At 72.9% G+C, this 23,590-nt stretch carries 22 protein-coding genes; 13 read left to right on the plus strand and 9 right to left on the minus strand.

The features are described from left to right. Positions 1–19 precede the first annotated feature (19 nt). Positions 20–547 (plus strand): hypothetical protein, encoded by a 528-nt coding sequence (locus ACGFK0_RS09165; RefSeq protein WP_392902119.1) that lies wholly within the window; start codon positions 20–22, stop codon positions 545–547. Here ACGFK0_RS09165 and ACGFK0_RS09170 read toward each other — a convergent pair. Then, positions 489–1,025 carry an RNA 2'-phosphotransferase gene (locus ACGFK0_RS09170; protein WP_392902868.1) on the minus strand — a complete coding sequence of 179 codons (537 nt, stop codon included), beginning with the start codon at positions 1,023–1,025 and terminating at the stop codon, positions 489–491. The two genes, ACGFK0_RS09165 and ACGFK0_RS09170, sit on opposite strands and share 59 nt — an antisense overlap. Before the next feature lie 51 nt (positions 1,026–1,076). Continuing rightward, entirely contained in the window at positions 1,077–1,346 is a 270-nt protein-coding gene (rpsT, locus tag ACGFK0_RS09175) for a 30S ribosomal protein S20 (protein WP_392902121.1), read from the minus strand. A 245-nt stretch (positions 1,347–1,591) separates the two neighbouring features. Here rpsT and lepA point away from each other — a divergent pair, with 245 nt between their 5' ends. Beyond that, positions 1,592–3,436, plus strand: coding sequence for a translation elongation factor 4 (gene lepA, locus ACGFK0_RS09180; protein WP_392902123.1), 1,845 nt, complete (start codon positions 1,592–1,594; stop codon positions 3,434–3,436). Between the two features lie 56 nt (positions 3,437–3,492). On the opposite strand, the gene ACGFK0_RS09185 is transcribed toward lepA, so the two are convergent. From ACGFK0_RS09185 to ACGFK0_RS09195, 3 genes are all read right to left on the minus strand, one after another. Then, positions 3,493–4,011: a DUF4870 domain-containing protein gene (locus ACGFK0_RS09185; RefSeq protein WP_392902125.1), complete on the minus strand. Its 519-nt coding sequence runs from the start codon at positions 4,009–4,011 to the stop codon at positions 3,493–3,495. 143 nt (positions 4,012–4,154) lie between these two features. After that, complete coding sequence (locus tag ACGFK0_RS09190) at positions 4,155–5,567, minus strand: hypothetical protein (protein WP_392902127.1); 1,413 nt, start codon at positions 5,565–5,567, stop codon at positions 4,155–4,157. A 75-nt stretch (positions 5,568–5,642) separates the two neighbouring features. Next, on the minus strand, positions 5,643–6,518 hold the full coding sequence (locus ACGFK0_RS09195) for a hypothetical protein (protein WP_392902129.1): 876 nt from the start codon (positions 6,516–6,518) through the stop codon (positions 5,643–5,645). A 335-nt stretch (positions 6,519–6,853) separates the two neighbouring features. Between ACGFK0_RS09195 and ACGFK0_RS09200 the strand changes: the two genes are divergently transcribed. Continuing rightward, positions 6,854–7,303 carry a hypothetical protein gene (locus ACGFK0_RS09200; protein WP_392902130.1) on the plus strand — a complete coding sequence of 150 codons (450 nt, stop codon included), beginning with the start codon at positions 6,854–6,856 and terminating at the stop codon, positions 7,301–7,303. A gap of 30 nt (positions 7,304–7,333) precedes the next feature. Next, positions 7,334–8,542: a radical SAM family heme chaperone HemW gene (gene hemW, locus ACGFK0_RS09205; RefSeq protein WP_392902132.1), complete on the plus strand. Its 1,209-nt coding sequence runs from the start codon at positions 7,334–7,336 to the stop codon at positions 8,540–8,542. A gap of 1 nt (position 8,543) precedes the next feature. Here hemW and ACGFK0_RS09210 read toward each other — a convergent pair whose 3' ends face one another. Beyond that, entirely contained in the window at positions 8,544–9,359 is an 816-nt protein-coding gene (locus tag ACGFK0_RS09210; protein WP_392902134.1) for a DUF3097 domain-containing protein, read from the minus strand. A 227-nt stretch (positions 9,360–9,586) separates the two neighbouring features. Between ACGFK0_RS09210 and hrcA the strand changes: the two genes are divergently transcribed. From hrcA to ACGFK0_RS09225, 3 genes are all read left to right on the plus strand, one after another. Beyond that, positions 9,587–10,600 (plus strand): heat-inducible transcriptional repressor HrcA, encoded by a 1,014-nt coding sequence (gene hrcA, locus ACGFK0_RS09215; protein WP_392902871.1) that lies wholly within the window; start codon positions 9,587–9,589, stop codon positions 10,598–10,600. Then, positions 10,601–11,734, plus strand: coding sequence for a molecular chaperone DnaJ (dnaJ, locus tag ACGFK0_RS09220; protein WP_392902136.1), 1,134 nt, complete (start codon positions 10,601–10,603; stop codon positions 11,732–11,734). It abuts the gene before it with no gap. A 100-nt stretch (positions 11,735–11,834) separates the two neighbouring features. Next, positions 11,835–12,566, plus strand: coding sequence for a 16S rRNA (uracil(1498)-N(3))-methyltransferase (locus ACGFK0_RS09225; protein WP_392902138.1), 732 nt, complete (start codon positions 11,835–11,837; stop codon positions 12,564–12,566). 14 nt (positions 12,567–12,580) lie between these two features. Here ACGFK0_RS09225 and ACGFK0_RS09230 read toward each other — a convergent pair whose 3' ends face one another. After that, positions 12,581–13,285 (minus strand): hypothetical protein, encoded by a 705-nt coding sequence (locus ACGFK0_RS09230; protein ID WP_392902140.1) that lies wholly within the window; start codon positions 13,283–13,285, stop codon positions 12,581–12,583. Beyond that, the gene (locus ACGFK0_RS09235; RefSeq protein WP_392902874.1) at positions 13,282–13,869 is read right to left on the minus strand and encodes a SigE family RNA polymerase sigma factor; all 588 of its coding nucleotides are present in this window, start codon (positions 13,867–13,869) and stop codon (positions 13,282–13,284) included. The genes ACGFK0_RS09230 and ACGFK0_RS09235 overlap by 4 nt, the downstream gene beginning before the upstream one ends. 304 nt (positions 13,870–14,173) lie before the next feature. Here ACGFK0_RS09235 and ACGFK0_RS09240 point away from each other — a divergent pair, with 304 nt between their 5' ends. The 4 genes from ACGFK0_RS09240 to ACGFK0_RS09255 all read left to right on the plus strand — a co-directional run bounded on the left by ACGFK0_RS09240 (position 14,174) and on the right by ACGFK0_RS09255 (position 17,564). Then, entirely contained in the window at positions 14,174–14,518 is a 345-nt protein-coding gene (locus ACGFK0_RS09240) for a histidine triad nucleotide-binding protein (protein ID WP_392902142.1), read from the plus strand. A 145-nt stretch (positions 14,519–14,663) separates the two neighbouring features. Next, positions 14,664–15,743 carry a PhoH family protein gene (locus ACGFK0_RS09245; protein ID WP_392902144.1) on the plus strand — a complete coding sequence of 360 codons (1,080 nt, stop codon included), beginning with the start codon at positions 14,664–14,666 and terminating at the stop codon, positions 15,741–15,743. Beyond that, positions 15,740–16,216 carry an rRNA maturation RNase YbeY gene (gene ybeY / locus ACGFK0_RS09250; protein ID WP_392902146.1) on the plus strand — a complete coding sequence of 159 codons (477 nt, stop codon included), beginning with the start codon at positions 15,740–15,742 and terminating at the stop codon, positions 16,214–16,216. The genes ACGFK0_RS09245 and ybeY overlap by 4 nt, the downstream gene beginning before the upstream one ends. Before the next feature lies 1 nt (position 16,217). Next, positions 16,218–17,564 (plus strand): hemolysin family protein, encoded by a 1,347-nt coding sequence (locus tag ACGFK0_RS09255; protein ID WP_392902148.1) that lies wholly within the window; start codon positions 16,218–16,220, stop codon positions 17,562–17,564. Here ACGFK0_RS09255 and ACGFK0_RS09260 read toward each other — a convergent pair whose 3' ends face one another. Continuing rightward, positions 17,565–17,894: a cytidine deaminase gene (locus tag ACGFK0_RS09260; protein ID WP_392902150.1), complete on the minus strand. Its 330-nt coding sequence runs from the start codon at positions 17,892–17,894 to the stop codon at positions 17,565–17,567. Positions 17,895–18,027: 133 nt separating this feature from the next. On the opposite strand from ACGFK0_RS09260, the gene ACGFK0_RS09265 reads away from it, so the two are divergent. Together ACGFK0_RS09265 and ACGFK0_RS09270 are read left to right on the plus strand one after the other, a co-directional pair. After that, complete coding sequence (locus tag ACGFK0_RS09265) at positions 18,028–20,160, plus strand: MMPL family transporter (protein WP_392902153.1); 2,133 nt, start codon at positions 18,028–18,030, stop codon at positions 20,158–20,160. 54 nt (positions 20,161–20,214) lie between these two features. Then, complete coding sequence (locus tag ACGFK0_RS09270; RefSeq protein WP_392902155.1) at positions 20,215–23,565, plus strand: BTAD domain-containing putative transcriptional regulator; 3,351 nt, start codon at positions 20,215–20,217, stop codon at positions 23,563–23,565. The last annotated feature ends 25 nt before the right edge of the window (positions 23,566–23,590 follow it).

Genomic DNA, 23,590 nt, shown 5'->3' on the forward strand with positions numbered 1-23,590 from the left:
GGGGTTCGAAGGTTGGTGCATGAACATCGAACCTCGGCTCGGCGTCGATTTCGGCCGGGTCATACACGGGGGGCCGCTGGCCCCCGGCGGCTCCGACACCGTGTTCCTCGGCGGGAGTTTCGAGGAAGCACTCGCCTCACCCGCGAACGAGGGCGTGTACGAGGTGCTGCCGGGCCTGATCGAAGAATTCGGCGGACAGGCCTGGATCATCTCCAAGTGCGGCGACCGGGTGCGCAAGCGCACGCTGGCGTGGCTCGACCACCACGACTTCTACGCGCGGACGGGCCTGCCCAGGGAGAACGTCCGGTTCTGCCGGAAGCGGGCGGAGAAGGCGGGGCACTGCGCCGGCCTCGGGATCACTCACATGATCGATGACCGGCTGGACGTGCACCGGGCCATCCGGGAGATCGTCCCCTACCGGTATCTGTTCGGGCCGCAGGAGGGGCCCGAGTGGGTGCGGCACATCCCGGACTGGGCCGCGGCCGAGGTCATTCGCGCAGATATTCCGGCGGGACGAGGCCGACCAGCCACACGCCGTTCGCGCTGACGCGGAAATCGTGCCCGTCGGCGGCCATCCGCCCGGCCTGGACGACCAGGACGACGGGTTCGCCGCGGCGGGTACCGACGCGCCGGGCCGTCTCACGGTCGGGGGACAGGTGGACGGCGTGCCGCCCCATGGGCAGGAGTCCGTCGCGCAGGATCGATTCCACGGAGCGTTTCACGGTGCCGTGGTAGAGCAGGTCCGGCGGGGACGCCGGAGGCAGGTCCAGGTCGACCTGGACCGAGTGTCCCTGGGCGGCCCGGATCCGGTTCCCGTCGAGGACGTAGCGCTTCTTGTCGTTGACCGCGACGACGTGTTCGAGTTCGGCGCGGGTCAGCGGGAAACCGTGGCGGGCGGCGGCGGCCAGCAGTTCGGTGACGTCGGCCCAGCCTCCGGGATCGAGGGTGAGGCCGATCCGCTCCGGGCGGTGCCGCAGATGCCTGGCGAGATACTTGGAGATCTTCACCGCGCGCCGCTCGTCCATGGACATGCGTCGGGGCCGGCGCGCCATGGCCGGCCCCGGTGCGTGCGGGCGTTACTTCGCCTGCAGCGCGGCGGCGCGCTTGGCGATCGCCGACTTGCGGTTGGCGGCCTGGTTCTTGTGGATGACGCCCTTGCTGACGGCCTTGTCCAGCTTGCGCGCGGCGTGCTGCTGCGCGGCGACGGCGACCTCGAGGTCGCCGGCGTCGGCGGCCTCGCGGAACTTGCGGATCGCCGTCTTCAGCTCGGACTTGACGGCCTTGTTGCGCAGCCGGGCCTTCTCGTTCTGCTTGTTGCGCTTGATCTGGGACTTGATGTTAGCCACGTCGGTAGTGCCTCAGCTTGGTCGCGATCCTCGCCTGCGCGGGTCGGCAGGCTCTGACGAAAGGTCTGAACGGGGGCGGACGGTACCCCCCGGGGCACGACGCTACGCCACACGCAGTCGCACAGCCTACCAATCACCGGGGCCCGCCCCAAACCGGGCCGTGCACTGAGCATCGCGGAGGACATGGGACCATGGGAGGCACACATGTCCTTGCCCATCAGCTGAGTTTTTGTGAACGGACCCCGGTGGCAGCGCCTGATCCTGACAAGACCGACCCCGCGATCATCCGCAACTTCTGCATCATCGCGCACATCGACCATGGCAAGTCGACTCTCGCGGACAGGATGCTGCAGCTGACCGGCGTGGTCGAGGGGCGCCAGATGCGCGCGCAGTACCTCGACCGCATGGACATCGAGCGCGAGCGCGGCATCACGATCAAGAGCCAGGCCGTCCGGCTGCCCTGGACGTCCGGCGGCGTCGACCACGTGCTCAACCTGATCGACACCCCGGGGCACGTCGACTTCTCCTACGAGGTGTCGCGGTCGCTCGCGGCGTGCGAGGGCGCGGTCCTGCTGGTGGACGCCGCGCAGGGCATCGAGGCGCAGACGCTGGCCAACCTGTATCTGGCGCTCGAGGCGGACCTGCACCTGATCCCGGTCCTCAACAAGATCGACCTGCCGGCGGCGCAGCCGGACAAGTACGCCGAGGAACTGGCCGGGATCATCGGCTGCGAGCCGTCGGACGTGCTGCGCGTGTCGGGCAAGACCGGCGAGGGCGTCCGCGAACTGCTCGACAAGATCGTCGACGAGGTGCCGGCGCCGGTCGGCGACCCCGACGGCCCGGCCCGCGCGCTGATCTTCGACTCGGTGTACGACACCTACCGCGGTGTGGTGACCTACATCCGGATCATCGACGGGCGGCTGTCGCGGCGCGAGAAGAGCCTGATGATGTCGACCGGGGCCGCGCACGAGACCCTGGAGGTCGGCGTGATCGCGCCGGAGCCGAAGCCGGTGCAGGGCCTCGGCGTCGGCGAGGTCGGCTACCTGATCACCGGGGTGAAGGACGTCCGGCAGGCGCGCGTGGGCGACACCGTGACCGGTGCGTCGCGGCAGGCGCCCGAGGCGCTCGGCGGCTACCGGGACCCGAAGCCGATGGTGTTCTCCGGCCTGTACCCGCTGGACGGCGACCAGTATCCGGAGCTCCGCGACGCGCTCGACAAGCTGCGGCTGAACGACGCCGCGCTGGTCTACGAGCCGGAGACGTCGGCGGCGCTCGGGTTCGGGTTCCGCTGCGGGTTCCTGGGGCTGCTGCACATGGAGATCGTCCGGGAGCGGCTGGAGCGCGAGTTCGGCCTGTCGCTGATCTCGACCGCGCCGAACGTCGTGTACCGCGTGATCATGGAGGACGGGACTGAGCACACCGTCACCAACCCCAGCGAGTTCCCCGAGGGCAAGATCGGCACGGTGTACGAGCCGGTGGTGCGGGCGACGCTGCTGTCCCCGTCCGAGCACATCGGCGCGATCATGGAGTTGTGCCAGGGCCGCCGCGGGGTGCTGCTCGGCATGGACTACCTGTCGGAGGACCGCGTCGAGATCCGCTACACGCTGCCGCTCGCCGAGATCATCTTCGACTTCTTCGACCAGTTGAAGTCGCGGACCCGCGGGTACGCCTCGCTGGACTACGAGCCCAGCGGTGAGCAGGAGTCCGACCTGGTGAAGGTCGACATCCTGCTGCAGGGCGAGTCGGTGGACGCGTTCAGCCAGATCGTCCACAAGGACAAGTCGCGCGAGTACGGGCTGATGATGACGTCCAAGCTCAAGGAGCTCATCCCGCGGCAGCAGTACGAGGTGCCCATCCAGGCGGCGGTCGGCGCCCGGATCATCGCCCGTGAGAACATCCGCGCCATCCGCAAGGACGTCCTCGCCAAGTGCTACGGCGGCGACATCTCCCGCAAGCGGAAGCTGCTGGAGAGGCAGAAGGAGGGCAAGAAGCGGATGAAGACCATCGGGCGGGTGGACGTCCCGCAGGAGGCCTTCGTCGCCGCCCTGTCCACCGGCGGCGGCGAGCCCGCGGACAAGGGCCGCAAGTAGCCCCGCTTCAGGCTTGTGAGCAGCCCGGCTTCATGCCGGGCCACTCGGCACGGGCCCTATTTCTTCAGGAGGGGCCAGGCGACCACGGGCGGCACCCGCCGGAACTCGCCGCGGTTGGCGGCCCTTCCCGCGTAGACGAGGAAGAACATCACGGCGGCCGTGAAACCCATCGGCAGCCAGATGAGCAGGTCGACGGCCAGTGACAGCAGCCCGCCGACGATCCACACGGCGATGGCCGCGAGACCCATGTTGAGGCCCTGCGCGGCGTGCCGGCGGACGAACGGCGAGCGCGCCTTGCCGACGTAGACGATGGCCGGTGCGATGGCGCCGATGAGGAACTGGCCCACGTACGCCATCAGCGACCACGTCCTCTCGTCGTCGGAGACGGGGCCGAAGTGACCGGGCATCTGGGCGGTGCCCCCGCCCTGCGGAGGCTGCTGCTGCCAGGCCTGACCGGCCTGCGGAGGCGGTGGCTGCTGCTGGGGCTGCTGCTGCCAGACGTTTCCGGGCTGCTGCCACGGGGCCTGCTGCTGCGGCTGCCCCTGGCCGGGCGACGGGGGAGGCCCGTAGGCCATGGCGGAAGTCCTCTCCTAAGTTCGCTCTGCGCGTTCGCTATGCGACCTATTGGCGAAGTGTATGACTCTTAGGACGCGCCAGGAGTTCGCGCGGGTTCCCGCTTTCCCCCGGCCCGTGGCCGTTTCGCGCCACCGGGCCGGAGTCAGGCGAGTCCGGGACGCCAGAGGACGGCCGACGGCTTCTCCGGGGTGAGGGTCACCGACCCGCGCCACTCGATGGACGACGGCCGCGGGAGATACGACTCGTCCAGGAAGAAGCCCCGGTTGATCGACGTGACCGTGGCCGGTGCGCTGTTGTCGCCGAACCCCGTCGGACGGCGGAGCGCCTCGATGACCGCGATGTCGGACACCGTCGTCCCCTCCGGCAGTTCGACGGTGGTGGCGACGGCGCCGTCCCGGTCGACCGACCAGGTGGGCTGATCGTGGTCGGAGCGGTAGAGCGCCGACGGATCCGACTTGAGCCGGACGCCGAGCGCCACACCCGGCACCGAACCCCACGCGGTCGCCGCCCCGGTCGACTTGGCGAACTCGGCGAACAGGTACGCGCGCTGGTCGCCGACCTCCCGCGTCGCCGGATCGGACGGGTTCTCGATCTTCCCCTCGCGCACCATCTCCTGGGCGGCGACACGGTACGTCCACGGCTCGCGGTCCATGACGGCCTCGCGGGCGCGCCCCTCCGGACGGGTTCTGGAGGCGTCGAGCAGGAAGCGCAGCGGCGGGTCAGGCGAGACGACGTCGCACATGTTGTTGTTCTGCGTGCACGTCTGCAGCACCGGATGATCGCCCTCGAAGCGACCGGTGAACTGGAACGTCAGATGCAGCGGCGCCTGGTAGACCGCGGTGCCGTCCACGCGCCGCCCGGACGCGTCCACCTCGACCCGGTACACCCACTCGATGTCGGTCGTGCGGCCCCAGCGGGCCATCAGCGCGGGCGTGTCGGTGCCGCCGTCCTCGTTGCTCCACACCATCGAGTACTCGATGACCCGGTGCCCGGGAGTGCCGGCGGGCCGCGTCTCATGCCAGGCGGTCAGCGGGGTGTCGGTGGTGGCGTTCTGGTACGGGTCGCCGAACGGCCATCCGGTCCGCCCGACGACGATCGGCGCGTGGCGCAGGACCGCCGCGTCCTTGGCGGGCGTCCGGACGCGGGTGCCCCCGAGGGTCACGCGGCGGGCGGCCGGGGCGCTGCCCTCGGCGAACCGCAGCGTCACCTCATGCGCACCTTCCCGGACGTGCCCGAGACCGAAGCTCCGGGCCACCGGTTCGGACGACGGGACGACGGCGTCGGTCACATGGCGTCCGTCCACCGCGATCGACACGACGGCGGACTCGGCGCCCTCGCGGGCCCAGGAGACACCCGGCGCGGACGCGGCGAAGGAGATCACGGCCTCCCCGTCCCGGTCCGCGGTGAACGTCACCGACCGGGCGGGACCACCGCGCTCGACCGTGATCGTGCCCGGCTGTGCGGCGGCGGCGGGGGAGACGGCGGCGGTGAGGGGAGCGCCGGCGAGGGCGGCGCCGGTCAAGGCGAGCACGGCATGACGCGCACGGCTTCTCATGATCGGCGAATCTAGACCGGGCGGGTCGCGATCCGGTGACGCCCCGGTCGCCCGTGGATGTCGGGTTCGTTTGCGTCAGGCCCGCGTCCGCAGGGGCCTCCCCAGCGGCGCGAGCGCCGCCGGGGGCCGCAGGGACACGCCGGTGAACCGCTCCGCGGCGGTCCCAGGCGCATCGGGCTCGTAGAGAGTGAGACCCGACGCGGCCAGCCGGGCCGTCCGGCCGCGCCGCACGACCTCGTGCCCGAGCTCGCCCAGCAGCGCGACCACGTCCTCGGCGGGCTCGTCGAACAGGTCGACGCCGTCGAACCGCAGACGCATCTCCGGGTTGCCGCTCCAGCCGGACGGCCGCGTCGCGCAGATCTCCGCGAGCCGCTCCACGCCGTCCTCGTCCCGGCCGGTGGACAGCGCCAGCATCCCGCGCCCGACCCGTACGCTGCGATGTCCCGCCCACCCGCACAGGAACGACGACTTCGGCGGACGGGTGCCGCAGCGCTCGGCGACCGCGGCGAGGGTCGTCCAGGCGTCCGGGGCCTGTGTGGAGAACAGCAGGCTCGCGTCCGGCAGCAGCGCACCGCGCCCCGGCTCCAGCGTGATCATGAAGGGTGCCACCTGGCCGGGGAAGCGCGCCGGATCCGCCTCCCGCAGCGTGACGAGCCCCTCCCAGGTGACGGGCTCGTCCACCGCGAACCAGGTGATGACCGTCTCGACGCCCAGAGCACGGAAGGTCGCGTCGGTCAGCCGCTCCGCGACCACCTCCCGCAGCCCCTCGGCCGTCTCCGAGAGCCTCCGCCGCCACCACGCCGGCTCCGGCCCGGACCCCGTGCCCGTCTGCCAGCGCGTGCCCGCCCCGGCGAACTCCGAACGCCGCTCAGTCCCGGATGCGTCGGCGACCACGTAGTGCCACCCGTCCGGTTCACCGCAAAGCACCACCCGCGCAGGTGCTGCTTTCATTGCATCGCCCTCCTCCTTCGGGCCTGGCGGCCCTCCACCGTCGGGCAATGCGTGCGATCGCCAGCATCGCTCCGAACTCGCCTGGCGGCTCGCTGCGCGATCAGATTCTCGCATGCCCGAAACCGCCTTCGGACGTGATCGCGAGACCCGGGGCCGCCGTGCGGCGGGGCGGTCGCCCGTGTCGTCGCGGCCGGTGACCGGCGCCGCCGCACCGGGCGGCTCCCGTGGCCGCGGTCGTGCGACACGGCGGGGGTTGCTTTGCCTGGGCGCAGATGTCTGTACGGTCGGACGGGTACCGTGCCGATCAACCGACCTGACGACCTCCCGGAGGTAGCGTGACCCACCCCGAGCAGGTTCTGCGTTCCCCGAAGGAGCGGGAGACGGTGAACGGCGCCGTCCGCGCGCTGCGGTCCGCCGCCCCGTCGGGCTGGGAGCGGCTCGATTTCGAGTTCCGCGCGACGGTCGGCATCGACAGCGCCTCGTTCGAGGTCGAGGGGCCGGACGGCGAGCGCCGCCAGGCGATGCCCCCGGGGCAGGCCGTGGGGAAGATGGACGAGCTCCGCCGCGTCATGTACCGGCGCGGCAAGGGCGCCTGGTTCACCGCGCGGCTGCAGATCGAACGTTCGGGCCATTTCAGCGCCGAGTTCGACTACGACGGCGAACCCGACTTCAACCCGCCCCTCACCTCGTCCGCCTACGCCCTGGACCTGGACCGGTTTCCCCGCAGCGAGGAGCACATCCCCGACTGGCTCCGTGACAGGCTCCGCGAGGACTCGGCGGACTGAGCAGGGGGTTGGGCCGGGCAGACTGGGAGGGTGCCTTCCACACTGCCCGATGGTGATCCCGTGCCCGCCGACGGGGCGTTGCCCGGTGGTGCCCTGGAGGGGTTGGGGACGCGGCCGTTCGCGTTCTATGTGCACGTGCCGTTCTGCGTGACGCGGTGCGGTTACTGCGACTTCAACACGTACACGGCGACGGAGCTCGGGCCGGGCGCCGGCCGCGATTCCTACGCCGACACCGCCATCGGTGAGGTTCGCATGGCCCGGCGGGTGCTGGGCGACGTGGATCTGCCCGTTGAGACGGTGTTCGTGGGCGGTGGTACACCGACCTTGCTGCCGGCGGACGATCTGGGGCGCGTCCTGGAAGTGATCGACGCCGAGTTCGGGCTTGCGCCGGGCGCGGAGGTCACCACGGAGGCGAATCCCGAATCCGTGGACGAGGCGTATGTGGCCCGGCTGCGGGACGTCGGGTTCACCCGGATCTCCTACGGCATGCAGAGCGCGCGCGAGCACGTGCTGGCCGTTCTGGAACGCAGCCATACGCCGGGGCGCGTCCCGCAGGTCGTGGAGTGGACGCGTAAGGCGGGGTTCGAGCACGTCAATCTCGACCTCATCTACGGGACGCCGGGGGAGACCCACGACGACTGGAGAGCCTCGCTGGAGGCGGCCCTGGCCGCGGAACCCGACCACGTGTCGGCGTACGCGCTCATCGTCGAGGAGGGCACACGGCTGGCGGCGCAGGTGAGGCGGGGAGAGCTGACCGCGCCCGACGACGACGCCATGGCCGACCGCTACCTGATCGCCGACGAGATGCTGGGCGCGCACGGCCTGCACTGGTACGAGATCTCCAACTGGGCCGCCGACCCCGGCGCCGCCTGCCGGCACAACATGCTCTATTGGACGGGCGCGGACTGGTGGGGCGTCGGACCCGGCGCGCACAGCCACGTCGGCGGAACCCGGTGGTGGAACGTCAAGCATCCCGCCGCGTACGCCGCACGTCTCGCGGAGGGGACCACCCCGGCGCACGCCAGGGAGGTCCTGGGCGGGGACGACCGGCGCATCGAGCGGATCATGCTCGAACTGCGGCTCGCCCAGGGCTGCCCCGCCGGGCTGCTGGACGGCGGGGCCGTCCGGCGGGCCATCGGCGACGGGCTGGTCGAAGCCGCGCCGTACGAGGAGGGCCGCGTGGTGCTCACCCTGCGCGGACGCCTTCTGGCGGACGCGGTCGTCCGCGATCTGACCTGATTCAGGGGGCCGTGACGAAGTCGATGAGTTCCTCGACGCGGCCCAGCAGGGCGGGTTCCAGGTCCGTGTAGCTGCTGACCGAGCCCAGGATCCGCTTCCAGGCCGCGCCCGTGTCGTCACCCCAGCCGAGTTCGGCGACGACGCCGTCCTTCCAGGGGATGCCGCGGGGGATGCGCGGCCAGGCCCGGATGCCGACGGACGCGGGCTTGACCGCCTCCCAGATGTCGATGAACGGATGTCCGGTGACCAGGACGTGCGGGGAGGAGATCCGGGCGGCGATCCGGGATTCCTTGGAGCCCTCCACGAGATGGTCGACGAGGACCCCGAGGCGGCGCTCCTCGTCCGGGCCGAACTCCTCGACGATGGCGGGCAGGTCGTCCACGCCTTCGAGGTACTCCACGACGACGCCCTCGACCCGCAGGTCGTGCCCCCAGATCTTCTCGACCAGCTCGGCGTCGTGGACGCCCTCCACGTAGATGCGGCTCTCCTGCGCCACCTGGGCCCGCAGGCCCCCGACGGCGATCGAGCCGGACGCGGAACGCGCGGGCCCCCTGGGCGCGGCCTCGGGCCGCACGAGCGTCACGGGTTCGCCGTCGATGAGGAAGCCCGACTTCTCCAGCGGGAACACGCGCCGCTTGCCGAACCGGTCTTCGAGGGTGACGCCGAACTTGTCGCAGCCGACGACGGCGCCGCAGAAGCCGCTGCCGGGGTCCTCGGCGACCAGGCCGGGCTCCGCCGGGACCTCGGGGATCCGGCCCTTGAGGGGCCTGCGCCAGTCGCCTGCCAGCACGTCGTTTCCATATTTCTTACTCCGCACGGGTCCGCACATTAACCCGGTCGGACGCCCGCGCGCCGTCGTCCCTCGTCCCTCGGCGTGGCGGCGCCGTCCGATACGGGTAGGATCGCGCAGCCGTACGGGGGGTGTGCTCGGGCACTCCAGAGCGCCCCCGCGGGTCGTACACTTGGCACTCGGGAGTTATGAGTGCCAGCAACGCGGGGGCGGACGATCGGGGGCCCATGGACGGGGACGAAGGAGGTGACACGGTGCTGGACGACCGGAAACTCGCGGTCCTGCGCGCCATAGTCGAGGACTATGTCTCCACCAATGAGCCGGTGGGGTCCAAGGCGCTCGTGGACCGGCACAACCTCGGCGTGTCCTCCGCCACCATCCGCAACGACATGGCGGTGCTGGAGGAGCAGGGGTACATCGCCCAGCCGCACACCAGCGCCGGGCGCGTCCCCACCGACAAGGGCTACCGGCTGTTCGTCGACCGGCTGTCCACGATCAAGCCGCTGTCGGTCGCCGAGCGCCGCGCGATCGAGACGTTCCTGTCCGGCGCCTACGACCTCGACGACGTCGTCGGCCGGACGGTGCGGCTGCTCGCGCAGCTCACCCGGCAGGTCGCCGTCGTGCAGTACCCGTCGCTGACCCGCTCGTCGGTGCGGCACGTCGAACTGGTGCCCGTCGCCGAGGGCCGGCTGCTGCTCGTCCTGATCACGAACACCGGGCGGGTGGAGCAGCGGGTCATCGAGACCAGCGGCACCGTCTCCGAGGAATCGATCGGGCACCTGCGGGCGTTGCTCAACACGTGCCTGGACGGGCTCGGCCTCGGCGACGTCCCGACCGCGGTGGCGGACCTGCCCGAGAAGGTGGTCCAGGCGGACCGGCCGCTCGCGGCGGCGGTGCTGTCGGTGCTCCTGGAGACGCTCGTCGAAAAGCATGAAGAGAAGATCGTCTTCGCCGGTGCGGCCAACCTCGCCGCCGTGGACTTCTCGCCCAGCCTGCGGGAGGTTCTCGTCGCGCTCGAGGAGCAGGTCATCCTGATGCGGCTGCTCGGCGAGACCGGCGATTCCTCTACAGTTACGGTGCGGATCGGCACCGAGAACCCCGACCTGGGGCTCCGATCGACTTCGGTCGTCGCCGCCGACTACGGCGTGGGCGACCTCACACTGGCCCGGCTGGGTGTGCTCGGGCCTACACGCATGGATTACCCCAGCACGATGGGAGCGGTACGGGCAGTGGCACGCTACGTGGGACAGATCCTGGCGGGGTCGTAAGTGGCCAACGACTACTACGCGACCCTGGGCGTCCGGCGGGACGCCAGCGCCGACGAGGTCAAGAAGGCCTACCGCCGGCTCGCACGGGAACTCCACCCGGACGTCAACCCGGATCCGGAGACCCAGGACAGGTTCAAAGAGATCACCCAGGCGTACGAGGTGCTCTCCGACCCGAAGAAGCGCGAGATGTACGACCTCGGCGCGGACCCGTTCGCGTCCGCGTCCGCGGGCGGCGCCGGGGGATTCGGCGGCGCCGGGTTCCCGTTCAGCGACATCATGGACGCCTTCTTCGGCACGGCGGCCTCCCGGGGCCCGAGGTCGCGGGCGCGGCGCGGCCGCAACGCGACGCTGCGGGTGGAGCTCGACCTGAGCGAGACGGCGTTCGGCACGACCCGCGAGCTGTCCATCGACACCGCGGTCGCCTGCACGGCCTGCGAGGGGTCGGGCTGCGCGCCCGGCACCCACCCGGACACGTGTGAGACGTGCCACGGGCGCGGCGAGGTGCAGCAGGTGCAGCGCTCGTTCCTCGGCCAGGTCATGACGGCCCGGCCGTGCCCGGCGTGCGGCGGGTTCGGCTCGGTGATCCGCAACCCGTGCACGGAGTGCTCGGGCGACGGACGGGTCCGCACCCGGCGAACCGTCAAGGTCAAGATCCCGGCCGGTGTGGAGAACGGCATCCACATCCAGCTCGCCGGCGAGGGCGAGGTCGGTCCCGGCGGCGGCCCGCCCGGCGACCTGTTCCTGGAGATCGTGGAGAAGCCGCACCCGATCTTCGAGCGGGAGGGCGACGACCTGCACTGCACGGTCGAGATCCCGATGACGGCGGCTGCGCTCGGCACCAGCGTCACCATCGAGACCCTGGACGCCGCCGAGAGCGTCGACATCAAGCCCGGCACGCAGTCGGGGCAGGTCATCACGCTCTACAACCGGGGTGTGCGGCACCTGAACGAGAGCGGCCGCGGCGACCTGATGATCCACGTGAACGTGGAGACGCCGAACCGGCTCGACGAGGAGCAGGAGGAGCTGCTGCGGCAGCTCGCGGTGCTGCGCGGCGAGGAGCGTCCGCCCGGCAAGTTCGCGCCGGGGCAGCGCGGCATGTTCTCGCGGCTCAAGGACGTCTTCAACCAGCACTGAAGAGCAGTGGCGGCGGCCTACGACGAGGGCCGCCGCGGCGATCCGGAGCATGGCGGGTCAGGGGAGCACAGATGAGCGAAGCCCCTCACGGAGTGCGCGCGTGAGCCCGCCGGTCTTTCTTGCCGGGACGGACGCGCTGGAGCGGGGCAGCGTCGTCCTGGACGGCCCCGAGGGGCGGCACGCCGCCGCCGTGCGGCGGCTGCGGCCCGGTGAGCGCGTCGACCTGACCGACGGCGAAGGGCTGCTGGCCGAATGCGTCGTCACCGCCGCGGACCGCGCGTCCCTCATGCTGGACGTGCTGGCCCGGCACCGGCAGCCGCCGCCGTCGCCCCGCATCGTGGCCGTCCAGGCGCTTCCGAAGGGCGACCGGGGCGAACTGGCGGTCGAGACGATGACCGAGGCCGGGGTCGACGAGATCGTCCCGTGGTCGGCGGCCCGCTGCGTCACGCAGTGGCGCCCCGAACGCCGGGAGAAGGCCCTCGGACGCTGGCGCGGCGCCGCCCGCGAGGCGGGCAAGCAGGCCAGGCGCAGCCGGCTGCCCGAGGTCGCCGGGCTCGCGTCCACCGGTGACGTCGCCGCGCGGATCGCCGCGGCGTCCCTGGCCGTCGTCCTGCACGAGGACGCCGGTGCGCGGCTCAGCGCCGTGGAACCGCCCGCGGAGGGCGAGATCGTCCTGGTGGTGGGGCCCGAAGGCGGCATCACCGAGGAGGAACTGGAGCGGTTCGCCGCGGCCGGCGGGCGCCCGGTCCGCCTCGGCCCGACCGTGCTGCGCACGTCGACGGCCGGAGTCGCGGCCGCCGCCGTGCTGCTGGCGGCCACCGGCCGCTGGTAGGACGACCCGCGGGGTCAGGGGGCGCCGGCCGCTGCCCCGGCGCCCTGATCGGTGCTCTTGGCCGGTTCGCTCGTCGACGGCGACGTCGGCGCGTCGGAGGGCTTGTCCGGTTCGGGCGAGGTGGACGTCGGCGGCGACGGCGTCGTGGTCGGCTGCTGCGACGGGGTCGAGTCCGGGCACGGCGTGACCGAGGGGGTGGCGGCGGGCTCCGCACCGGGCGACGCGGTGACCGTCGGGGGGGTGGGCGGCCGGGGGATGCTGCAGGCCGACAGCCCCGGCGAGGCGGCCGACGTGGGGGTCTGCGAGGAGCTCGGGGCGTCGGTCGCGGTGCCGCCCGGCGACGCCGGGCCGGGGAACTGCGGGTTGCCCTGGGCGCCGGCGTGGTCGCCGGAGGTGTTGTTCTTCCCCTCGCCGGAGGGCCCGTTGCTGCCGACCGACTGCTGGATGAGGTCGATGGTCTGCGGCGCGGTCACGCCGAGCCCGGCGACCGCCACGGCGGCGGCCACGGCGAGGACGGGACGCGCCCAGTTGACGGTGAACCGGTCGAACCCGAAGCGCGCGGGGGCGAATCGTCCGAGACCGAACCGCCGGCCGGAGCCGTCGGCTATGCGGGCCCGGATGCGTTCCAGGCCGTCGCCTGCGGGGTTGACCGAGTCCGCCTCCGCGTTCAGGGCACGGCGGAGGATCTCCCCGTGCTCGTCGTGGGGGTCGGTGGTCATGAGAACTGCTCCAGGACGTTGCGTAGCGAGGTCATTCCGCGCGCCGTGTGGCTCTTCACGGCCCCGCGGGAGATGCCCATCGCGTTGGCGATCTCCGCTTCGGACAGATCGGCGTAGTAACGGAGGACGAGTGCCTCCCGCTGGCGTGCGGGAAGCCGGGACAGCGCGTCGATGACCGCCGAGCGTTCCAGTTCTCCGATGGCCCCGGCCTCCGCGCTCGGCGCGTCGGGCAGGCCCTTCGGGGCGTACTTCTCGACGACGGCGCGGTGCCGGAGCACCGATCGCGACCGGTTGACCACCGACTGGCGCAGGTACGACAGGGCCTTGTCCGGGTCGCGCAGCCGGCGCCACCCGCCGTGCATCGCGACGAACGCGTCCTGGACGACCTCTTCGGCCGTTCCCGCGTCCCGGACGAGCATGGCGGCGAGTCTTACCAGCGAGCGGTAGTTGGCGCTGTAGAGCGCGGTCACCGCCTGGTCGGCATCCCAGGCGACGGCCACCGCCCCCGCCGTGCCCCTGGCCACGAGGGTCTCGGTCACGTCAGTTGGACGCGTGCCCTCGTCGTTCGGTTTACGAAAGGGCATGTCCTGGTTTGCCTCGGTCACCTATCCGCCGCCTTTGCCGTCCCCCGGCCGCTCATTCGTACGGTCGTCTTCGGAACGACGTGGATCGGGCGTGCCCGGCCCGGTCCGGGCGCGTCGCAATGCCTTGCGAACCGGGGGGTACGCCCTGAGCTGACAACCCTAACCAGTAGGCGGTCGGAATGCCGACCGGAATGGAAGGTCGATCGGCGAAAACCCTATCGAGCACCGGACGCGGCAGGCCATGCACGCATCTGGTCCCGATAGGATTCCGGGGCGGTCGCGGGCCGCCGCCGAGGGGAGAGGGATGACCGACTGCCTGTTCTGCAAGATCGTTTCCGGGGACGTGCCGGCCAAGATCGTCCGGGAGTCGGCGGGTGCGGTGGCGTTCCGCGACATCAACCCTCAGGCGCCCACGCATGTGCTGGTGATCCCGAGGGCGCACCACCCGACCGTCGGCGAACTCGCCGCCGCGGACGCCGGGCTGCTCGCCGAACTGGTGCGCGAGGCCCACCAGGTCGCGGTGGACGAGGGCATCGCCGAGGCCGGCTACCGGGTCGTGTTCAACACCGGCGCGCAGGCCGGGCAGACCGTGTTCCACGTGCACGCGCACGTGCTCGGCGGCCGTGGCCTCAACTGGCCGCCCGGCTGACCGTTCCCCCGGGCCGCACCGGGCGCCCGGCACCCCCGGCGAAAACCATCCGCGTCCTGCCGGGGGCGGCCAGTACGATGGAACCCGTACATCTGGACACCCGGAGCAGACAGAAGGCAGGTCGGAGAGGCCGCAAGGCCGGCTGATGGTCGAATCAACTCACACGGGGTCGACTCGCACGGGGCGCGACGACCGGACGGGCTCGCACTCCCAGATCAAGATCGTGGTGCCGGACGACCATTCGATGGTGAGCCTGCTGGGCTCCCGGGACGAGCTGCTCCACGCGATAGAGCAGGCGTTCGGCGACGGCATCGACATCCACGTCCGCGGCAACGAGATCACCGTGACGGGCCAGGAGGGCGAGACCGGCCTGGTCTCCCGGCTCTTCACCGAGATGCTCGAGCTGCTGAAGGGCGGCACGCAGCTCACCCCCGACGCCGTCGAGCGCAGCCTGGCGATGCTGCGCGGCGAGAGCGACGCGCGCCCCGCCGAGGTCCTGACGCTGGACGTGCTGTCCAGCCGGGGCCGGACGATCCGCCCCAAGACGCTGAACCAGCGGCGCTACGTCGACGCGATCGACAGGCACACGATCGTGTTCGGCATCGGCCCCGCCGGCACCGGCAAGACGTACCTGGCGATGGCGAAGGCCGTCCGCGCGCTGCAGGACAAGAAGGTCAACCGGATCATCCTGACGCGCCCCGCCGTGGAGGCGGGGGAGCGGCTCGGGTTCCTGCCCGGCACGCTCTACGAGAAGATCGACCCGTACCTGCGGCCGCTGTACGACGCGCTGCACGACATGGTCGACCCCGACTCGATCCCCCGCCTGATGGCGGCGGGCACCATCGAGGTGGCCCCCCTGGCGTACATGAGGGGCCGCACCCTGAACGACTCGTTCATCATTCTGGACGAGGCGCAGAACACCTCGCCCGAGCAGATGAAGATGTTCCTCACCCGGCTCGGGTTCGGGTCGAAGGTCGTGGTGACCGGGGACGTCACCCAGGTCGACCTGCCGTCCGGGCACCTGAGCGGGCTGCGCGTCGTCCAGGACATCCTCGACGGCGTCGAGGACATCCACTTCTGCCGCCTCGACAGCCGCGACGTCGTCCGGCACAAGCTGGTCACCGACATCGTCGACGCCTACAACCGGCACGCCGAGAAGCAGGTTCCGGAGTTCCAGCCGGGCGCGGCGGGCCGCGGCGGGTCCCGCAAGCGGGGGCGGCAGTGAGCATCGAGGTGCTGAACGAGTCGGGCGTCCCCGTCGACGAGCGGGCCATCGCCGGTCTGTCCCGGCACGTCCTCGACGGCATGCGCGTGCACCCGCTGGCGGAACTGTCGGTCCTGCTGGTCGATGAGGCCGCGATGGCCGAGTTGCACGAGAAGTGGATGGACGAGCCGGGCCCGACGGACGTGCTGTCGTTCCCCATGGACGAGCTGCGCCCCGGCCACATGTCGGGCGGCGCCGACGAGGACGGCGAGACCGATCCCGGCCTGCTCGGCGACGTCGTGCTGTGCCCCGCGGTGGCCGAGCGGCAGGCGCGGGAGGCCGGGCACGGCACCGGGGACGAGCTGGAGCTGCTGTGCGCGCACGGCATCCTGCACCTTCTCGGCTACGACCACGCCGAGCCGGAGGAGCACCGGGAGATGTTCGGCCTGCAGGCCGAGCTCCTGACCTCCTGGCGGGAGAAACGCGGCGGCTGAGGTGAACACCGCGCAGGCCTGGCTGTCCGCCCTGGCGGCGGGCCTGGTCTTCATGGCGGGCCTGCTGGCCAGTACCGAGGCGGCGCTCGCGCGGGTGTCGCGCGTCACCGTCGAGGAGCTGGTCCGCGACGGGCGGCGCGGCTCGCGGCGGCTGGCCGAGGTGGTCGCCGACCCGGCCCGCTACGTCAACATGGTGCTGCTGCTCCGCATCGCCTGCGAGCTGGTCGCGACCGTGATCGTCGCGGACCTGTGCATCTCCTGGCTGGACGAGACGTGGCGCGCCTACGTCACCGCCGCCGCCATCATGATCGTGATCAGCTATGTGGTGATCGGCGTCGGGCCCCGCACGCTCGGCATCCAGCACGCCGACCGGATCGCGCTGGCCGGCGCCGCGGTGATCCATCCGGTGACGCGGGTGTTCGGGCCGCTGCCGCGGCTACTGATCGCGCTCGGCAACGCCCTCACGCCCGGCAAGGGGTTCCGGGAGGGCCCGTTCGCGTCCGAGGCGGAGCTGCGCGACCTGGTCGACCTGGCCGAGCAGCGCAGCCTGATCGAGCCGGTCGAGCGGGAGATGATCCATTCGGTGTTCGAGCTGGGCGACACCCTCGTCCGCGAGGTGATGGTGCCGCGCACCGACATCGTGTTCATCGAGCGCGGCAAGACGCTGCGGCAGGCGATGACGCTTGCGCTGCGCAGCGGCTTCTCCCGCATTCCGGTCGTCGGCGAGAACGAGGACGACGTCGTCGGCATCGCCTACCTCAAGGACGTCGCCCGCCGCAGCCAGGAGCACCGCGAGGGCGAGTCCGTCGAGACGGTCGACTCGGTCATGCGTTCCGCCACCTACGTGCCCGACAGCAAGCCGATCGACGAACTGCTGCGCGAGATGCAGGCCCGGCGGATCCACCTCGCGGTCGTCATCGACGAGTACGGCGGCACCGCGGGCCTGGTCACCATCGAGGACATCCTGGAGGAGATCGTCGGGGAGATCACCGACGAGTACGACCGGGAGACCCCGCCGGTCACCTGGCTCCCGGACGGCGCCGCCCGCGTCACCGCCCGCCTCCCCGTCGAGGACCTCGCCGAGCTGTTCGACGTGGAGATGGACGTCGAGGAGGTCGAGACCGTCGGCGGCCTCCTCGCCCACGCCCTGGGCCGCGTCCCCATCGAGGGCTCCACCGCGGAGGTCGGCTCCGGCCCCGCCGACGGCCACGAGGGCGGCCCCGTCCTGTCCCTCAAGGCCGAGACCATCGCCGGCCGCCGCAACCGCGTGGGGACCGTCCTGGTGAGGCGCCTGGGCGTGACCGCGACGGACGCGGCTGATGCCGAGGGTTCCGACCGGACCCGCTGATCAGAGGGTCGTCCGGAGGGTGCCGTCGGGGGCGGCGACCAGGATGGGGGCTTTGGGGCCGAGGTCCCGGACGGCGGTGACGCCGGGCGGGGCGGGGGTGTCGGCGGTGACGACGGCGGCGGCCTCCAGGTCTTCGGCGCCACTGGAGACGGCCGTCGCCACGGCGACCTGGAGGGCGGAGAGTTTCAGGGACGGCAGGTCCACGCTCGTGGCGGAGTAGGTGCGGCCCGTCTCGTCGCGGACGGCGGCGCCCTCGGCGGCGTTCGTGCGGGCCCTGGCCGACCTTGCCAGGGTGATGATCTTCGCGTCCTCGGCGTTCAGCTCGCTCACGTCCCCCAGCGTACGGGCTTCGTGAGCGGGACTTGCGGCCGCATGGGCCTCCCCGCAAGTCACCGCCAAGTGGGCGGCAAGGGGTGCGGGTGATGCTCGGAACGCCGGACAACGCCGTTCTGGGGGAGATGTGATGTCCCGTTCGCTCTATCGCCTGGGCAGGGCCGCGGCCTTGCGGCCGTGGCGATTCATCGTCGTGTGGGTGGTGCTCGTCGCGGCGGTGGCCGGTCTGGCGGGTGTCGCGGGGGGTGCCCTGCACGACGACTACACGCTTGACGGGACGGGGTCGCAGGAGGCGACCGACCTGCTGGAGGAGCGCTTCCCCGCGCTGTCGGGGGCGGACGCCAGGGTCGTGGTCCACGCGGAGTCCGGGACGGTCGACCGGGCGGCGCTGGCGGAGGCGGCGGGGGAGCTGCGCGAGCTGCCGCACGTCAGCGTGGTCGAGCCGCCGCGGCCGAGCCCGGACGGGGCGACGGCGCTGATGACCGTCCGGTACTCGGTGCCGGTGACGGATCTGGAGCCGAAGCCGACCCTCGACCTGCTGCGGTCGGCGACGGACAACCTGGACGCGGCGGGCTACCAGGTGGAGTTCGGCGGCCAGGTGCCGGAGAACGTGACGGCGCCGGGCGGTGTCGCCGAGGCGATCGGGGTCGGGGCCGCGCTGGTGATCCTGCTGCTGGCGTTCGGGTCGGTGGTGGCGGCGGGGCTGCCGCTGGTGGTGGCGCTCGCCGGGCTCGGCGCCGGGGTGTCGGGGATCACGCTGCTGGCGGCGTTCACCGAGGTGGCGACCACGGCGCCGACGCTGGCCACGATGGTCGGGCTGGGCGTCGGCATCGACTACGCCCTGTTCATCCTGACCCGGCACCGGGAGGGCATGGCCGCGGGGCTCGGCGTCCCCGAGTCGGTGGGGCGCGCCGTCGCGACCGCCGGCCAGTCGGTGATCTTCGCGGGTTCCACGGTGCTGCTGGCGCTGTGCGGGCTGGTGCTGACGCGGATCCCCGTCTTCATGACGATGGGCTTCACCACGGGGCTCGTCGTGGCGGCGACGGTGCTGAGCGCCGTCACGCTTCTTCCGGCGGTGCTGGGGCTCGCCGGGCGCAGGGTGCTGCGCCGCCGCGACCGGGCCGCCGGCGCGAAGATCACGGTGGAGTCGCCGCGGGTCCGGCGGTGGGCCGAGCACGTCGGGCGGCACCCGTGGCCGTGGCTGCTGGCCGCGTCCGTGCTGATGCTCGCGCTGGCCGCGCCCGCGCTCGGCATGCGCACGTGGCCGAGCGACGCCAGCAGCCAGCCGACGTCCAACACCGTCCGGCAGGCCTACGACCTGGTCGCCGAGGGGTACGGGGACGGCGCCAACGGGCCGCTGGTCGTGGCGGTCGACCTGACGAAGGTGGACCCGGGCGCCCTGCCCGGCCTGCGGGACTCGCTCGCCGGGACCGCCGGAGTCACGGCCGTCGCCGAGCCCGTGCCGTCCCCCCGCCGGGACGCCGCGGTGATCATGGTCACGCCGGAGTACGGGCCGCAGGACGCGCGGGTGACGGGGCTCGTCGACCGGATCCGCGCGGACGTGCTCCCGCCGGGCGCGGAGGTCACCGGGCTGACCGCGGCGTACGTGGACCTGTCCCGGATGCTGTCCGACCGGCTCTGGCCCGTGATCGGCGCGGTCGTCGCCACCTCGTTCATCCTGCTGATGATCATGTTCAGGTCGCTGCTGGCGCCGTTGAAGGCCGCGGTGATGAACCTGCTGTCGATCGGCGCCGCCTACGGGGTGCTCACGGCCGTGTTCCAGTGGGGCTGGGGCGCTGAAGCGCTCGGGCTTCCGCACAGCGTCCCGGTGTCGAGCTTCATCCTGCTGCTGATGTTCGCGGTGCTGTTCGGCGTGTCGATGGACTACGAGGTCTTCCTGCTGTCGCGCATCAGGGAGGAGTGGCTGCTGCACGGCGACGCGCGCGGCTCGGTGACCGCCGGCCTCGCCGCGACCGGGCGGGTCATCTCCAGCGCCGCGCTGATCATGGTGGCGGTGTTCCTCGGGTTCGCCGCCGACCCCGGCCTGGTGATCAAGCAGATGGGGGTGGGGCTCGCGGTCGCCGTGGCGCTGGACGCGACGATCGTCCGGCTGGTGCTGGTGCCCGCCACGATGTCGCTGCTCGGACGGGCGAACTGGTGGCTGCCGCGGCCCCTCGCCCGCGTCCTTCCGGAGATCGGCGCGCACGGCGGGGCCGGGCCCGTGTCGGCGGACAGGCGGGAACCCGAACTCGGCCGGGTGTGACGCCGGGGGAGTGAACACGGCGGTCCGGCATGTCCCGGTTAGGCTGATCGGGACATGTCGCCTGTCGTACGCGTTCTCGGGGCCTTCGGCGCCGAGGTGGCGGGGGAGCCCGCGGACCTCGGCGGTCCACGGCAGCGCTCCGTCCTCGCCCGGCTCGTCGCCGCGCGGGGCGCGATGGTGACCGCCGACCGGCTCGTCGACGACCTGTGGGCGGGGACGGCCCCGCTCCGCGCCGCCGCCGGCCTCCAGTCGTTCGTGTCGCATCTGCGCCGCGCCCTCGAACCGGGCCGTCCGCCGCGCACGCCCGCGCGGGTCCTGGTGACCGAGCCTCCGGGATACGCGCTCCGGCTGCCGGACGGGAGCGTCGACGCGTGGCGGTTCGACGCGCTGATCGACGAGGCCGCCGGGCTGCTGGACACCGACCCGCTGCGGGCCCGCCGCCGCGCGGAGGCGGCGCTCGCGGAGTGGCGCGGGCCCGCCTACGCCGAGTTCGCGGACCTGCCGTGGGCCGCGGCCGAGGCGGCCCGCCTGGACGAGCGCCGCCGCCTCGCCGTCGAACGCCGCGCCGAGGCGATGCTGAAGGGCGGGGCCCGGCTGCCGGCGTCCGCCGCCGAGGCCGTCCCCGACCTGGAGGCCCACGCCGCCGCGAACCCGCTGCGCGAGGAGGCGTGGCGGCTTCTGGCCCTGGCCCTCTACCGCGCCGGGCGCCAGGGCGACGCGCTCGCCGCGCTCCGCCGCGCCCGCGAGACCCTGACCGAGGAACTCGGCGTCGACCCCGGCCCGGCCCTGCGGCGCCTCGAAACCGACATCCTGGCCCAGTCGCCCGACCTGGGGGAGGCGGCCCGCCGCGGCGGACGCCCCGTCCTGCGGCCGGCGCCCGAGCCCGCGCGGGAGCAGCCCGCCTTCGTCGGACGCGTCCGGGAACTCGCCCGGCTGGACGCCGCCGCCGCGGACGCCGCCAGAGGCCGGGGCGGCCTCGTCCTCGTCGGCGGCGACGCGGGCATGGGCAAGACGGCCCTCGCCGAACGGTTCGAGGACGGCCTCGCCGAGCGCGGCTGGACGTGCGCGTGGGGGCGGGCGCCGGAGACGGGGGGAGCGCCCGCGGCCTGGCCCTGGGCCGAACTGCTGCGCGGGCTGGCCGCCGCCGCGCCGCCCGCCGCCGAACTCGCCGGCCGCCTCGGGCCGCTGCTGGACGACGCCGTCACCGGCCCCGGCGACGCCGACGTCAGCACGGGGCGGTTCCGGCTCCACCTGGCCGTCGGGGACTACCTCGCCGGCGTCGCGGACACGGGGCCGCTCCTGCTCGTCCTGGACGATCTGCACTGGGCGGACGAGGAGACCCTCGCCCTGCTCGTCCGGCTCGCCGGACGGCTGCGGGACCGCCCCGTCCTGCTGGTGGCCACGTTCCGGCAGACGGAGGTCCGCGAGGGGCTCGCGGCCGCGCTGGCCGCGCTCGCCCGCTACGAGCCGGCGCGGATCGAACTCGGCGGGCTGTCGGCGGCCGAGGTCGCGGCCCTGGTCCGCGGCACCTGCGCCACCGGCCTCGGCGACGCGGAGCTGTCCGCCATCGCCGAGCGGACCGGCGGCAACCCGTTCTTCACCCGGGAGACGGCCCGGCTCCTGGACGCCGAGGGCCTTCCCGCCGCGACGCGGCAGGTGCCCGCCGGGGTCGGGGACGTGCTGCGCCGCCGCATCGCCCGGCTGCCGGAGCCGGTCCAGACCGTCCTGCGCGACGCGGCCGTCATCGGCCGCGACGCCGACCTGGGCGTCCTGTCCGATCTGACCGGGGACGAGGACACGGTGATCGACGCCGTCGAGGCCGGTCTCGGCAGCGGCCTGGTCACCGAGCCCGCGCCCGGCCGGATGCGGTTCGCGCACGCCCTCGTCCGCGACACCCTCTACGACGGGATCTCCCGGGCCCGCCGTACCCGGCTGCACGGCCGCGTCGCCGCCGCGCTCGAACGGCACACCCCCGACGAGGTCGCCGCGATCGCCCACCACCACCTCGAATCCGGTACGGACCCGGCCAAGGCCGTCCGGTACGCGCGGCTGGCCGCGGAGGCCGCCGAGGCGCGCTTCGCCCACGACCTGGCCGCCGGCCTGTGGGTCCGCGTCGTCGACATGCTGCGGGCGCGGGGCGCGGACGCGACCCGCGACCGGCTGGAGGCGGAGGTCGCCGCGATCCGCGTGACGGCGCTCGCCGGTCACGTCGTCGACGCGCGGGACCGGCGGCTGGCCGCCATCGCCGACGCCCGCGCGTTCGGCGACGTCCGGCTCCTCGCCCGGATCATCGCGAGCTTCGACGTCCCCACGCTGTGGACGAGCCGCGAGTACGGGACCCTCGACGCCGCCGTGGTCGAGGCCACCGAGGAGGCGCTCGCGCGGCTGCCCGGGGACGAGCCGGAACTGCGCGTCCGGCTGCTGACGACCCTGGCGATCGAACTGGAGGGCGAGCAGCACGACCGCGGGGTCACCGCGTCCGGCGAGGCGATCCGCACGGCCCGTGCCCTGGGCGTCCCCGAGCTGATCGCCGCCGCGCTGAACGGCGCCTACATCAACAGCTACCGGACCGCGGACGGCCTCGCCCGGCGGCGCCGGTTCGCCGCCGAACTCCTCGATCTCGCGACCCGGAACGACCTCGGGACCTACCTCGTCCTCGCGCACCTGCAACTGCAGCAGGCCGCCATCGCCGGGCTCGACCTCCCCGCCGCGCACCGGCACCTGAAGGAGGGGCGGCGGCTCGCCGACCAGTACGGGCTACCGCTGCTCGCACAGATAGGCGACTGGTACGCCGGGCTGACGCGCGCCTTCACGGCCCGGGAGGAGGAGGCGGAACTCGCGTACGAGCGGCTCGGTGACGCCGTCGGCCGGACCAGGATCTGGTCGAGCGAGCTCGGCATGGCCTTCCTCGGCGTCTTCTGCCTGCGGCTCGTCCAGGGGAGGGCCGGGGAGATGGTGGACGGCTCCGCCTGGCTGCACCGCCAGTGGGGCCATGTCCCGGCCACCGCCGACATGCACGCCCTGGCGCTGATCTCCGCCGGCCGCGCCGCGGAGGCCGAGCGGGTCGTCGCCGGGGCCGGTCCCGTCCGCCTCGACTACTTCTTCGACCTCACCATGCCGGTGCGGGCGCTGCGCGCGATCGCGCTCGGTGACCGCGAGCTGGCCGCGGAGGTCTACGCGAAGCTGCTGCCCTACGCCGGTCAGTTCAGCGGCGGCGCCACCGCCGTCGGCACGGTCGGGCCCATCGCGCAGGTCCTCGGCGACCTCGCGTTGTTCCTGGACCGGCCCGAGGCAGCCGCCGGCCACTACCGCGACGCGGCCGGGGTCGCCGGACGCCTCGGCTCCGCCGTGTGGGCCGAGAGGGCCGACGCCGCGCGGACCCGTCTCGGCACCCCCGCCGCGTGACCCTGGACGTCCGGGTCCCGCGGGT

It is taken from the genome of Spirillospora sp. NPDC048823 (assembly GCF_043198445.1).
In the GTDB taxonomy this organism is placed as follows: Bacteria; Actinomycetota; Actinomycetes; order Streptosporangiales; family Streptosporangiaceae; genus Spirillospora.